Annotated in this window: 9 protein-coding genes; 1 reads left to right on the plus strand and 8 read right to left on the minus strand. The window is 72.8% G+C overall.

Translation table 11 applies throughout. From position 1 onward, the window contains the following. Positions 1–405 precede the first annotated feature (405 nt). The 3 genes from AE652_RS20020 to nrdR form a co-directional block, all read right to left on the minus strand. Entirely contained in the window at positions 406–1,173 is a 768-nt protein-coding gene (locus AE652_RS20020; RefSeq protein ID WP_369808309.1) for an SDR family oxidoreductase, read from the minus strand. A 182-nt stretch (positions 1,174–1,355) separates the two neighbouring features. Next, positions 1,356–4,256 (minus strand): vitamin B12-dependent ribonucleotide reductase, encoded by a 2,901-nt coding sequence (locus AE652_RS20025; protein WP_049653456.1) that lies wholly within the window; start codon positions 4,254–4,256, stop codon positions 1,356–1,358. 205 nt (positions 4,257–4,461) lie between these two features. Continuing rightward, a complete protein-coding gene (gene nrdR / locus AE652_RS20030) occupies positions 4,462–4,962 on the minus strand; it encodes a transcriptional regulator NrdR (RefSeq protein WP_049653458.1) in 501 nt (166 codons plus the stop codon). 354 nt (positions 4,963–5,316) lie between these two features. On the opposite strand from nrdR, the gene lexA reads away from it, so the two are divergent. Continuing rightward, positions 5,317–6,198: a transcriptional repressor LexA gene (gene lexA / locus AE652_RS20035; RefSeq protein WP_310593172.1), complete on the plus strand. Its 882-nt coding sequence runs from the start codon at positions 5,317–5,319 to the stop codon at positions 6,196–6,198. A gap of 177 nt (positions 6,199–6,375) precedes the next feature. Here the strand turns inward: lexA and AE652_RS20040 are convergent, their stop codons facing one another. From AE652_RS20040 to AE652_RS48300, 5 genes are all read right to left on the minus strand, one after another. Then, positions 6,376–8,505, minus strand: a complete 2,130-nt coding sequence (locus tag AE652_RS20040) for an ATP-dependent DNA helicase (protein ID WP_082345849.1) — start codon at positions 8,503–8,505, stop codon at positions 6,376–6,378. Positions 8,506–8,517: 12 nt separating this feature from the next. Then, positions 8,518–10,341 (minus strand): IucA/IucC family siderophore biosynthesis protein, encoded by a 1,824-nt coding sequence (locus AE652_RS20045; protein WP_049653460.1) that lies wholly within the window; start codon positions 10,339–10,341, stop codon positions 8,518–8,520. A gap of 42 nt (positions 10,342–10,383) precedes the next feature. Next, on the minus strand, positions 10,384–11,802 hold the full coding sequence (locus AE652_RS20050; RefSeq protein WP_049653462.1) for a lysine N(6)-hydroxylase/L-ornithine N(5)-oxygenase family protein: 1,419 nt from the start codon (positions 11,800–11,802) through the stop codon (positions 10,384–10,386). A gap of 9 nt (positions 11,803–11,811) precedes the next feature. Beyond that, positions 11,812–12,525 carry a GNAT family N-acetyltransferase gene (locus AE652_RS48295; RefSeq protein WP_049653470.1) on the minus strand — a complete coding sequence of 238 codons (714 nt, stop codon included), beginning with the start codon at positions 12,523–12,525 and terminating at the stop codon, positions 11,812–11,814. Next, a partial coding sequence (locus AE652_RS48300; RefSeq protein WP_049653463.1) for an IucA/IucC family siderophore biosynthesis protein occupies positions 12,417–13,886 on the minus strand: 1,470 nt, incomplete at its 5' end. The genes AE652_RS48295 and AE652_RS48300, both read right to left, overlap by 109 nt.

Below are 13,886 nucleotides of genomic sequence, written 5' to 3' on the forward strand. Positions count from 1 at the left end.
CGCGGCGACCAGCGCCAGCAGCACGGCGGCCGCGGTCAGGGCGACGGTGCGCGGCGCGGGCCGTCGGCGCGATCGGCCGTCGGGGCTGGTGGCTTCTCTCATCGGTGCGGTCCTCGGCAACGTCGGCGGGCGGCGGCGCGGGCGGCGGGTCGGCGACGGTTGCGGCCGCCGACAGCTGGTCGGGCGCATACCAGTCCGCCCGGCGACGTAGCGAAACGTCTCCGGGCGTCTGATCGGTTCACGCTTTCGGCCGATCATATCGATTCAGACATAGGCCTCAAGCGGCCAGTTGACGGCCAATCTCCTACCTTCACGCCGCCCACACCACACAACGACGCCCCGACGCCCACCCGAGCACCACGCCTCACGCCCCGGGTGCCCGTCCTGTCCCGGCGGCCGCCGACCTCAGCGGCCGCCGAACCGTCGCTCCAGTGCCTCCTCGAAGGTCCCCCGGCCCACCGCCCGATCCGGCGTCAGATTGCCGCCCGCCCGCAGTCCGCGGCCGGTCGCTCCCGGGAGGGGCAGCGGCAGCAGCAACCGGCGCCTGCCCGCCGCCCGCAGGTAGGCCTCGGCCAGTTCCCGGTACGAACGCACCTGCGGGCCGCCGACCTCCGGGGCGAAGCCGGCGGGCTCCTCCCCCGCCAAGTCCGCGACCGCCGCGGCCACCTCCCGTACGTCCACCGGCTGGCACGCCACCCCGCTCAGCACCGGGAGGACCGGCAGCTTCACGGAGGCGTCGAAGACCTTCAGCACCAGGTCGTGGAACTGCGTCGCCCGCAGCACCGTCCAGCCCAGCCCCGACTCCCGCACCACCCGCTCGCAGGCGAGCTTCGTCGCGTAGTACCCGAACGGCACCCGGTCGATCCCGACGATCGACACGTACACCAGGTGCCGCACCCCGGCCTCCCGGGCCCGGGCCACCAGCGTCCGGACCCCGGCCACGTCCGCCTTCTTCTGCGTGGTCGCGCAGTCCACGACCACGTCGACCCCGGCCATCGCCTCCGCCACCCCGGCCCCGCCGACCAGGTCCCCGACCACCCACTCGACCCCGTCGCCCCCGTCCCGCACCCGCCGGCTCAGCCCCCTCACCGCCACCCCGCGCGCCACCAGCAGCCGCACCACCTCCCGCCCCAACGTCCCCGTCGCCCCGGTCACCAGCACCGTTCCCACCACCGCGCCACTCCTTCCCAGAGGAACCCCGTCACCCCCTACAGACCGGACACCACCCCGGAACGTGACATCGGCACGCCCGGGGCTCGAGAAAGGCACACGAAAAAGCGGGGCGAGGACCGATGAAGGTCCTCGCCCCGCTTCAGGTGTTCACCTCAGGAGGCGACCACCGGGGTCGGGCGCGGTCAGCTGCAGCCGCTGGTGGAGCCGCAGCCCTCGCAGAGGTAGCAGCTGCCGGCGCGGCGCATCTTGGTGCCGCAGGAGAAGCAGAGCGGGGCGTCGGCGTTGAGGCCGAGCTGGATCTCCATCAGCTCCGTGGAGTTGTGGGCCTGCTTCGGGGTCGCCTTGGGTGCCTCAACGACGGGGGCTGGGGCCGGGACGGCGGCCGGCTTGGCGGCGACGGGGGCGGACTGGGCGAGCGACTCGGTGTCGAGCTCCTCGGCCTCCAGCGGCTCGTACGAGCCCGTCTCCAGGTGGCGCTGGCGCTCCTCGACGGAGTGGATGCCGAGCGCCGAGCGGGTCTCGAACGGCAGGAAGTCGAGCGCCAGGCGGCGGAAGATGTAGTCGACGATCGACTGCGCCATCCGCACGTCCGGGTCGTCGGTCAGGCCGGCCGGCTCGAAGCGCATGTTGGTGAACTTCGAGACGTAGGTCTCCAGCGGCACGCCGTACTGGAGGCCGACCGAGACGGCGATGGAGAAGGCGTCCATCATGCCCGCGAGGGTCGAGCCCTGCTTGGACATCTTCAGGAAGACCTCGCCCAGGCCGTCGTCCGGGTAGGAGTTGGCGGTCATGTAGCCCTCGGCGCCACCGACCGTGAAGGAGGTGGTGATGCCCGGACGGCCCTTGGGCAGGCGCTTGCGGACCGGGCGGTACTCGACGACCTTCTCGACCACGGCGGCCGGGGTGACCGGGGCGGCCGCCTCGGTCTTCTCCTCGGAGTCCTTCTTCTTGGCCGAGAGCGGCTGGCCGACCTTCGAGTTTTCGCGGTAGATGGCGAGCGCCTTGACGCCCATCTTCCACGCCTCGAAGTAGATCTCCTCGACGTCCTCGACGGTCGCGGCGGCCGGCATGTTCACGGTCTTGGAAATGGCGCCGGAGATCCAGGGCTGGATCGCGGCCATCATCCGCACGTGCCCCATCGGCGAGATGGAGCGCTCGCCCATCGCGCAGTCGAACACCTCGTAGTGCTCCGGCTTCAGGCCCGGGGCGTCCACCACGTTGCCGTGCTCGGCGATGTGGGCGACGACCGCCTCGATCTGCTCGTCCTGGTAGCCGAGGCGCTTGAGGGCGCGCGGGACGGTGCCGTTGACGATCTGCATCGAGCCGCCGCCGACCAGCTTCTTGAACTTGACCAGGGCCAGGTCGGGCTCGACGCCGGTGGTGTCGCAGTCCATCATCAGGCCGATGGTGCCGGTCGGGGCGAGCACCGAGGCCTGGGCGTTGCGGAAGCCGTTCTGCGCGCCGAGGCGGAGCACGTCCTGCCAGGACTTGTTGGCGGCCAGCCAGACCGGGGCGTCCAGGTCGTCGTGGGAGACGGCGTCCAGCGAGGCGTCGGCGTGCTGCTTCATGACCTGCTGGTGCGGGGCCGCGTTGCGGGCGTAGCCGTCGTACGGGCCGACCACGCCGGCGAGTTCGGCGCCGCGGCGGTAGGCGGTGCCGGTCATCAGCGAGGTGATGGCGCCGGCCAGGGCGCGGCCGCCCTCGCTGTCGTAGGCGTGGCCGGTGGCCATCAGCAGGGCGCCGAGGTTGGCGTAGCCGATGCCGAGCTGGCGGTAGGCGCGGGTGGTCTCGCCGATCTTCTCGGTGGGGAAGTCCGCGAAGCAGATGGAGATGTCCATCGCGGTGATGACCAGCTCGACGACCTTGGCGAAGGTCGCCGCGTCGAAGGAGTCGTCGTCGCGCAGGAACTTCATCAGGTTCAGCGAGGCGAGGTTGCAGCTGGAGTTGTCCAGGTGCATGTACTCGGAGCAGGGGTTGGACGCGTTGATGCGGCCGGACTCCGGGCAGGTGTGCCAGTGGTTGATCGTGGTGTCGTACTGGATGCCGGGGTCGGCGCAGGCCCAGGCGGCCTCGGCCATCTTGCGGAACAGCTTCTTCGCGTCGACGGTCTCGATGACCTCGCCGGTCATCCGGGCGCGCAGGCCGAATTCGGTGCCGTTCTCGACGGCGGTCATGAATTCGTCGTTGACGCGGACCGAGTTGTTGGCGTTCTGGTACTGGACGGAGGTGATGTCGTCCCCGCCGAGGTCCATGTCGAAGCCCGCGTCGCGCAGGGCGCGGATCTTCTCCTCCTCCTTCACCTTGGTCTCGATGAAGGCCTCGACGTCCGGGTGGTCCACGTCGAGCACGACCATCTTGGCCGCGCGGCGGGTGGCGCCACCGGACTTGATGGTGCCGGCCGAGGCGTCGGCGCCGCGCATGAAGGAGACCGGGCCGGAGGCGTTGCCGCCGGAGGAGAGCAGTTCCTTGGAGGAGCGGATCCGGGAGAGGTTCAGGCCGGCGCCGGAGCCGCCCTTGAAGATCATGCCCTCTTCCTTGTACCAGTCGAGGATCGAGTCCATGGAGTCGTCGACGGACAGGATGAAGCAGGCGCTGACCTGCTGGGGCTGCTTGGTGCCGACGTTGAACCAGACCGGCGAGTTGAAGCTGAACACCTGGTGGAGGAGGGCGTGGGTCAGCTCGTGCTCGAAGATCTCGGCGTCGTCCTTGGAGGCGAAGTAGCCGTGCTTCTCGCCGGCGGCGCGGTAGGTGAGCACCACGCGGTCGATGATCTGCTTGAGGCTCCACTCGCGCTGGGGGGTGCCGACGGCGCCGCGGAAGTACTTGGACGTGACGATGTTGACGGCGTTGACCGACCAGAAGTCGGGGAACTCGACGCCGCGCTGCTCGAAGTTGATCGAGCCGTCACGCCAGTTGGTCATGACGACGTCCCGCCGCTCCCAGCGGACCTCGTCGTACGGGTGCACGCCAGGAGTGGTGTAGATGCGCTCCATCCGGAGACCGCCCTTCGGGGCCTTGGCGCCCTTGGCCGCGGCCTTCTCGGACTTCGACCCGCGTGCGGAACCGCTCGTGGTGTCTGTCACTTCTCGCTCCTCCTCCTGGGCAAACGCCCGAAGTGCCCTGAAAAGTCCGGGCACTGCTGGTTCGTTCTTCCGGTGTGCGGGCAGGCAGGAACCCTGCCTGCTTACGCACGGTTTGTAGTGTTCTGTGCCCCGATTTCGGGCACGCGTGGGCCCCGCGGGGCCGTGGTGGTGCGGGTGGCTGGGCCCGCGAGGGGCCCGGCGCCTCCTAGGGCGCGGCGGCGGACACGGACACGCAGGTGTCGTCCGCCTCGGGGGTGCGGGGCCGTTCTGCGCGAAGCTCCGCGATGGCGGCCTCGAAGTCTTCCAGTCCGTCGTACGCCTGGTACACGGAGGCGAAGCGCAGGTAGGCGACCACGTCGAGTTCCTTGAGCGGGCCGAGTATGGCCAGCCCCACGTCGTGGGTGGTCAGCTCGGCGCTGCCGCTGGCGCGCACGCACTCCTCGACCCGCTGGCCGAGCTGGGCGAGCGCGTCCTCGGTGACCGGGCGGCCCTGGCAGGCCTTGCGGACGCCGGTGATGACCTTCTGCCGGGAGAACGGCTCGGTGACCCCGCTGCGCTTGATGACCATCAGCGCGGCCGTCTCCACCGTGGTGAAGCGGCGTCCGCAGTCCGGGCACTGCCGACGACGGCGGATGCAGCTGCCGTCCTCGGTGGTCCGGCTGTCGACAACACGGCTGTCGGAGTGCCGGCAGAAGGGGCAGTGCACCTCGGGATCCCTCCCTGGCAGAACGTTCGGACCTGTTGAGTCTATGCGATGCGCCCCCGGCCTCGGCAAGCTGATCATGCGGGGCGACCACTAGTACTGGGCACGGAGAGGACTGTAGCCACTACATCTAGGAGTCTGGGGGAGGTGAGCGCCTTGGCGTGTCGATGCCGCGAGGGGCCCGATTAGACTGCCGGGGGCGAGTTTCGCTCGAACATTTACTCGATGTACAACAAAGCCTTGATCGAGTCAGTCAACTCCCGAATAATTCACTCGAACGTGTGTTTGGCGCAACCTTTCGATAGGAGGCGCGTTGGGCTGGAAAAGGGGAGAGGACAGCCGTCGAGAGGGGCCGCCGTGAACACGATCGAAAGCAACACCATCCCGGTGCAGGAACACTCCCAGTTCAAGGTGGGGCAGCGCACCACGAATCAGCAGGGTGTGGACAGCAGCATGGACCGTAGCGAAGACCACCGCCTCTCCGGCGCGGCCCTTTCCGGGGCGACCCGCGTTCCCGACCAGCCGATCGAACACTCCACCGCCATGGACGACTCCCACACCTCCCCCGCCCGGGCGATGCCCGGTCGCCCCCCCGGCATCCGCACCGACGAGGCCGGCCTCACCGAGCGCCAGCGCCGGGTGATCGAGGTCATCCGGGATTCCGTCCAGCGCCGCGGCTACCCGCCGTCCATGCGCGAGATCGGCCAGGCCGTGGGCCTGTCCAGCACCTCCTCGGTCGCCCACCAGCTGATGGCCCTGGAGCGCAAGGGCTTCCTGCGCCGGGATCCGCACCGCCCTCGCGCCTACGAGGTCCGCGGCGTCGAGGTGGCCCGTCCGAACACCGCCGAGACGGCCGGCCGGCCCTCCACCTCCTACGTCCCGCTGGTCGGCCGGATCGCCGCCGGCGGGCCGATCCTGGCCGAGCAGACGGTCGAGGACGTCTTCCCGCTGCCCCGCCAGCTGGTCGGCGAGGGCGAGCTGTTCGCGCTCACCGTGCGCGGCGACTCGATGATCGAGGCGGCCATCTGCGACGGCGACTGGGTCACCGTGCGCCGCCAGCCGGTCGCCGAGAACGGCGACATCGTGGCCGCGATGATCGACGGCGAGGCCACCGTGAAGCGGCTCAAGCGCGAGGACGGCCGGATCTGGCTGATGCCGCACAACCCGGCGTACGAGCCGATCAACGGCGACAACGCGACCATCCTGGGGAAGGTCGTCGCGGTCCTGCGCCGCCTCTGAGCGGTCCGGCGCCGCCCCTGGGCGGCCCCCGTGCGCCTCTGAGCGCACCCGCGCCGCCTCGGCGCGCACAGCAACACGCACCAGCACGCACCGCACCACCACACACACCGGGAAGGGGCTCCTCCGCACAGTGCGGGGAGCCCCTCCGGCGTTCCACGGGCCGGGCGGCCGGTGCCCTCAGCCCCGCTTCACCACCGGCCGCACCGGCGCCGCCGAGGCGTCGATCGACGCCAGCGAGCGGCGCACCTGGTTGCGGTCCGTGGTGTACCAGAACTCCGGCATCGAGGAGCGGAAGAAGCTCCCGTACCGCTTGGTCTCCACCCGCGGGTCCAGCACCGCGACCACGCCCCGGTCGTCGGCCGCGCGCACCAGCCGGCCCGCGCCCTGCGCCATCAGCAGCGCCGCGTGCGTCGCCGCGACGGCCATGAAGCCGTTCCCGCCGCGCTGTTCGACGTCCTTCTGGCGGGCGCTCATCAGCGGGTCGTCCGGCCGGGGGAACGGGATCCGGTCCATCACGACCAGCTGGCAGGCCGAGCCGGGCACGTCCACGCCCTGCCAGAGCGAGAGCGTGCCGAACAGGCAGGTCGTCGCGTCCGAGGCGAACTCCCGGATCAGCTCGCCGAGGGTGTCCTCGCCCTGGAGCAGGACGCGGTGGTCCAGCCGCTCGCGCATCGCCTCGGCGGCCGTCTGGGCGCCGCGCATCGAGGAGAACAGGCCCAGCGTCCGACCGCCGGCCGCGCCGATCAGCTCGGCCAACTCGTCCAGCATGTCGGGCCGTTCGGGATCGCGCCCGGGGTCGGCCAGGTGCTTGGCGACGTACAGGATGCCCTGCTTGGGGTACTTGAACGGCGAGCCGACGTCGATCCCGCGCCAGTGCGGCACCGCGTCCTCGCCGAAGCCCGCCTTGGCGTCCGGGTTGTCCCCGGCGGTGCGGACGTCCGGCAGCCGCGTCTCGGAGGGCAGGCCGACCGAGGCGGCGACGCCGTTGAAGTCCCCACCGAGCTTGAGCGTGGCCGAGGTGAGGACGACCGAGCGCTCCTTGTACAGCCCCTCGCGCAGCAGCCCGGAGACGCTCAGCGGGGCGACCCGCAGCGAGGCGGTGCCCAGCCCGTAGCGGTCGCTGCGCTCGATCCAGACCACGTCGTACTCGGAGTCCTCCAGCAGCCGCTCGGCCGTCTCGTGCAGCGCCTCGGCCGAGGCCATCGCCTGCTTGCGGACGGCGTCCTCGTCGCTGAGCCCCTTGTCCCTGGTCTCGCCGAGCGAGGTGATCACCTGGCGGGAGGCGTCCCGGATCGCGGTGACCGCGTACGCGAGGTACTCGGGCAGCTCCTCGACCCGGCCGGGCTGGGCGGTCTCCATCAGGCCGTGGTAGTTCTCGGCGGCGGCCTGGAGCGCGTCCACCGCCTTCTCGTTGGCCAGCCGCGCGGCCCGCTTCACCGCCCGGTTGACGGCGCCGACGGTCAGCTCGGCGGTGGCCGCGCCGGTGACCCGGTTGACCAGCTCGTGCGCCTCGTCCACGATCAGCAGCCCGTGCTCGGGCAGCACCGGCGCGCCCTCGATCGCGTCGATCGCGAGCATCGCGTGGTTGGTGACCACGACGTCCGCCAGCTTGGCCCGCTCCCGCGCCTTCTCCGCGAAGCACTCCTGGCCGTACGGGCAGCGGGTGGCGCCCAGGCACTCCTTGGAGGTGACCGAGAGCTGGGCCCAGGCCTTGTCGGAGACGCCGGGGCTGAGGTCGTCGCGGTCCCCGGTGTCGGTCTCGTCGGCCCAGTCACGCAGCCGCAGCACGTCCTTCCCGAGCTTCCCGGTGGGCCCGCCGAGCGCGTCCACCGGGTCGAACAGGCCCTCGCCCTCGTCGCTCGGGGTGCCCTCGTTGGCCCGGTGCAGGCAGAGGTAGTTGGAGCGGCCCTTGAGCATCGCGAACAGCGGGCGGCGGCGCAGCACCGGGTGCATCGCCTCGACGGTGCGCGGCAAGTCCCGCTCCACCAGCTGGCGTTGCAGCGCCAGGGTGGCGGTGGCGACCACCACCCGGTCGCCGTGGGCGAGCGCGGGCACCAGGTAGGCCAGGGACTTCCCGGTGCCGGTGCCGGCCTGGACGAGCAGGTGCTCGGCGTGGTCGACGGCGTCGGCGACGGCCTCGGCCATCCGGACCTGGCCGGGGCGCTCCACACCGCCGACGGCCGCCACCGCGGCGTGCAGCAGTTCGGGGATCCGCGAGCGCGGGACGGCGACGGCTTCCTCGGCCTCGTCGCCGAGGACTGCCGCCCGCTGGGATTCGGAGTCGTGGGATTCGGAGTCGTTCGTCATGACCCTCCCAGCCTACGGGGCGGGGGTGACAATCCGGTCCCGTTGCCCGGGCATCCGCACGTCCACGGCGACCAGCGCGTTCGGCACCGTCCCGTACCGGGCGGCGTGCGGGCGGTGCGGGCGGTCCTGGTAGCCGTCCATCAGCAGCCGGTTGCGGTTGAGGCAGAGCCGGTCGATCCGGGGGCGGAACAGGTCGAACAGCTCGAAGCGCTCGCGCAGCTCGGGGAAGCGGTCCTGGTAGCGCAGCACCTCGGCGCGCAGCAGGGCCCAGAACTCGGTCTCGGGCAGTCCGGTCTGCGCCTCCAGCAGCGGGGCGAGGAAGCGGAAGACGCCGATGAACAGCCCGGAGTGGATGAACTGGCAGAGCCCCTGCGGGCTCTCCCGCAGCAGCACCTCGGCCACCTCGTCGGGCAGGCCGCGCAGTTCGGGCAGGTCCTGGGCGCTGAGGTTGACGTCGTCCACGAAGTCCTTGACCGCGAGCCGGACCGGCGCGTCGGCGGGGTCGAAGACCACGATGGCGTTCTCGCCGTGCGGGGAGAAGACCAGCCCGTAGCGGTAGAGGAAGTGCAGCAGCGGCGGCATCATCGCGGCGAACAGCCGGGCGGTCCAGTCGCCGGGGAGCAGGCCGGAGCGGTCGATCAGCTCGGCGGCGAGCGCCCGCCCGTCGGAGCCGGTCTGCAGCAGCGAGGCCAGGGTGCGGGCGCGCTCGCCGCCGTCCAGGAAGGGGCCGAGCGGCTGGCGCCAGATCGCGCCGAGCAGTTCCTTGTACTGGTACGGCGCCTCGGGCAGCTCGCGGTAGAGCGGGTGGTCGACGGTGACGGAGGCGATCTCGCCGAGCAGGATCACCCGGCACTCGTCGCGCAGGTACGGGTCGGCGTCGCGCAGTCCGAGCAGCCAGGCGGTGACGGCGGGCGCGGCCAGCGTGCGCTCGACCGGCAGGCCGCGCCAGACCAGGGTGTTGAGGATGGACAGCGGCAGCTTGACGGTGCAGCGCTCGGGGTGGGCGGTGTTGAAGAAGGAGCGGATGGACTGCTGGGGCAGCCGTGGGTCGCCGTCCGAGGGCAGCGGGACGATCTCGCCGGAGGCGATCCAGGGCGCGAACAGCGGCAGGACCGTCTCGTCCCACTGCCAGGGGTGGACGGGCAGCAGCAGGTAGTCCTCGGCGTCCGGGCCGAGCGCGGCGCGCAGCGCGTCCACGTCGTCCAGCTCGCGGGCGTACAGCTGCTCGGGCCGCTCCAGGCCGGGCACGCCGCGGTACTCGGCGAGCCGGCGGTGCACGGCGATCCACGGCAGCGGGCGCGGGCTGCGGGCCTCCGGGGCCCAGCGGGCGGCGTCGGCGGCGGAGAAGCCGATCCGGCCCTTGTTGGGGACGATCCAGGGATGGCCGGTCTGCCGGCCCTCCAGCGCGGCGTGGTCGAGGTCGGCGAGTTCGGCGGCGGTCAGCGCGGTGGCGAGCTGGCGGGCGTCGGCGGTGAGGGTGGCGGAGAGCTCGCGGATCAGGTGGCCGGTGGTCTCGCCGCGCAGGCCGAGGGTCTGCCGGGCGTACGGGAGGAAGCGCAGCGGGTCCAGGCCGTCCGGGCGGGAGCAGCGGACGGACTCCGGGTCGACCTGCCAGCTGTCGTAGGAGCCTCGGCGGGCGGTGAAGCGGTACTCGGCCTCGGGCAGCTCCAGCCGGTACTCGCCGGGCTCGTCGCCGGGGACGGGTCGGAGCAGTTCCTCGTAGGCGAACTCGCCCAGCATCTTGGCCAGCAGGGCGCGGCCGGCCCGCTGCCAGTGCCCGGCGGTGAGGTGCGGGGGCAGGTGGAGCGGCGGTTCAGCGGCCGACGGTTGCGGCACGGGTCAACTCCTGGGGGCGGGGGACGGCGGGGGCGGACTGTTCTACGGGACCGGCGGGGGTGAGGTCCGCCATCTCCGCGGCGGGGGTGCCGGGGCGGACTGTTCTACGGGACCGGCGGGGGTGGGCTGGTCGGCGGGCCCGGCGGGGCCGGGCGGCGCGAAGCCGGTCCAGGCGGTGCGGCCGGGCAGCCGGTGGACGGTGCGCCCGGTGACGGCGTTGAGGATCACGGCGGCCCGGTGGGCGCCGAGTCCGAGGTCGGGGGTGCCGACGCCGTGGGTGTGGAGTTCGGCGTTCTGGACGTACAGCCCGCCGGTGAGTCCGGGCCGGGTGGCGACCCGGTGGTCCGGGTCGACCCGGTAGCGCCCGGCCTCGTCCCAGTCGATCAGTTCGGCGAGCGGTTCGAGCGCGGCCGGGCGGGCCGCCCGGTAGCCGGTGGCGAGCACCACGGCGTCGGTGCGCAGCAGGTGTTCGGCGCCGGAGTCGGTGTGCCGGCAGTGCAGTTCGAGGCCGCCGCAGGGGCCGGGGCGGGCGGCGTCGACGGCGGTGCCGGGGGTGATCTCGACCGGGGCGGCGTCGATCGGGCGGCCGATGGTGCGCTCGTAGAGGTGGTCGTGGATCTCGGCGAGGGTCTCGGCGCTGGCGGCCTTGTGCAGCTGCCACTGGGCGGTGACCAGCGCGTCCCGGACGGCCGCGGGCAGGCCGTGGAAGTAGCGGGTGTAGTCGGGGGTGAAGTGCTCCAGGCCGAGCTTGGAGTACTCCATGGGGGCGAGCGCCCTGGTCCGGGTGAGCCAGCGCAGCCGGACGTCGTCGCCCTCGTGGCGCCGGAGCAGGTCGAGGAAGACCTCGGCGCCGGACTGCCCACTGCCGACCACGGTGATGTCGCGGGCGCCGGCCAGGTCGGCGCGGCGGTCCAGGTACTCGGCGGAGTGGAAGGCCCGCGGGTGGCCGGCCAGCGCGGCGAAGGCCTCGGGCAGCACCGGCCGGGTGCCGACGCCGAGGGCGAGGTTGCGGGCCCTGACCTCGGAGCGCCGGCCGGTCGCGGTGTCGGTCAGTTCGGCGCGGTACCAGGGCGCCTCCCAGTGCAGGGCGGTGACCTCGGTGCCGAAGCGGCAGTTGGCCAGCCGCTCGGCGGCCCAGCGGCAGTAGTGGTCGTACTCGCGGCGCGGCAGCTGGAAGCGCTCGGCGAAGTAGAACGGGAACAGCCGGTCCTGGTCGCGCAGGTAGTTGAGGAAGGACCACGGGCTGGTCGGGTCGACCAGGGAGACCAGGTCGGCGAGGAACGGCACCTGCATCCGGGCCCCGTCGACCAGCATCCCGGGGTGCCAGCGGAACTCCGGGCGCTGGTCGCAGAAGAGCGTGCGCAGGCCGGGGACGGGTTCGGCGAGTGCGGCGAGCGAGAGGTTGAACGGGCCGATGCCGACGCCGAGCAGGTCGTACGGAGGGGGTGTCGAGGTGTCCACAGGGTCGTCCTAGGCGGGGAGTTGGGCCTGCGCGGCGGGCCCGTCGGCCCGGTCGCGGACCATCAGGGCGGCGCGCTTGTCGGGCAGGTCGAGTTCGGCGGCGGCCCGGAATCCGGCCCGTTCGAAGGCCCGGACGGACCGCCGGTTGCGGACGTCCGGCTCGGCCAGCACCCGTTCGCAGCGCGGATTCCGGCGGAGAATCAATTCTGCGAGGGCGGCCAGCAGGACGGCGCCCAGGCCGCGGCCGCGGCTGGCGGCGGGGCCGAGCAGCAGGTGCACGCCGGTGTCGTACGGCCGGGCCGGGTAGTGCGCGGCGAGCGGGTCGAGGTCGGCGCGGTAGACCTCCCAGTAGCTCATCGGCTCGCCGTCGAGCAGGCCGAGGCACGGGAGGCTGCGGCCGTCGCCGTCCAGTTGGGCCCGGACGTGCCGTTCGGTGACCTCCGGCGGCCCGGCGAGCTCCCAGAAGGCGTCGACCTCGGGGTCGTTCATCCACCGGGCGAGCAGCGCCAGGTCGGCGGGCAGCCGGACCGGGCCGAGCCGGAACTCGCCGGCCGGGGTGGGGACGGCGCCCCACCCGGACAGGCCGTCCGGCACCCGGCACCCGTCGTCCGTCATCAGGCACCCGCCACCGGGTTGGGGATGTCCACGTACACGGACTGGCTGGCGACCGGGCCGACCAGTTCGTCCATGCCGTTGACCCGGGTGAGCAGGTTGGCCTTGCAGGGCAGCGCGGGCGCGTCCAGCAGCAGCGCGGGCAGCGCCGAGCCGGTGGCGGCGGCCCGCGGGCCGGCCAGGAACCGGCGCAGCGCGGCCAGCAGCACCGTCTCGTCGGCGAGCCGCTGGGAGCCGAGGGCGCCGATCAGGCCGAGCACGTGGTTGATGCCGAGGTAGTAGGCGAAGTGGTGGTCGATCACGTCGTCCGGCAGGAAGGTGTCGCTGTCCGCGCCGAGTCCGGGCAGCCGGGCGGCGAGCCGCGCGGCGGCGCTCTCCCGGTAGTAGTAGCCCTGGTTGTCGCGGTAGCGGCCGCCGCAGGGCCAGCCCTCGGCGTCCAGCAGGACGAGGCTGTTCTGCTGGTGGGCCTCCAGGGCGATGCCGCCCCGGCCGTCCAGCCAGAGGATGGGCAGCACGACCGCGTCCAGGTAGCGCAGGAACCATTCGGCGGCCACCGTCGGCAGCGGGCGGGCGCAGCGGACGGCCAGGGCCCGCAGGGTGTCGCCGAGCCGGGAGGGCACGGTGTCGCCGGTGCCGAGCGGCTGTTCGGCGACCAGGCCGGCGACGCACAGCGCCCGGTCGGTGGGCGCGAAGGGCTGGGCGCGCAGCACGGTGTCCAGGCCGCCCGGGTCGCCGAGGGCGGGGTGGTCGACGCCGATCCAGGCCGGGTCGCGGACGATGTCGAAGCCGGGGTGGGCGGCCCGCCACTCGGCGGCCAGCCCGCTCTCCAGCAGCCGGTGCATCTCCAGGCCGCGGTGCAGTTCCTTGCGCAGGTTCTCCCGGCGGGAGTTGGTGATCCGCAGGCCGAGCGAGAGCTTGAGCATCCACGGGGTGCCGGGCCGGTAGACGGTGCGCACCGAGGAGGTGGGGTACCAGGGGTCGCCGGCCGGGCCGAGGTCGTGCAGCAGCCCGTCGGCGAGCAGGGCGGCGACGGCCGGGCGGTGGGCGAGTTCGCGGGCCTGCCAGGGGTGCAGCGGGACGGCGGCGGTGCCGGGCGGCAGCGGCACGGCGCCGTCGAGCAGTCCGGCGGTGAGCCGTTCGGCGCTCTCGGCGACGGCGGAGCCGGCCGCGAGCAGTTCGCGGTCGACGGCGTACCAGTGCAGTTGGAAGGAGCCGTGCAGTTCGGGCGAGTAGGCGGCGCTCTGGGCCGGGCCGAGGCCGTCGCGGCTCTTCGGCGTGGGGTGCAGCGGGTGGCCGAGCAGCAGGGACTGCTCGGCGGCGAGGAAGTGTGAGCGCTCCGGCCCGCCGGGCACGGCGGCGGTGCGGCGGTGGGCGAGGATCTCGGCGGTGCGCACGACCGAGTCGCCGACCCTGGCGGCCAGGTCGGCGACCTGGCCGGGGTCGGGCCGTTCGGCGGCCGCGGCGGCGAGCAG

Source organism: Kitasatospora sp. MY 5-36, assembly GCF_001182915.1.
Lineage (GTDB): Bacteria > Actinomycetota > Actinomycetes > Streptomycetales > Streptomycetaceae > Kitasatospora.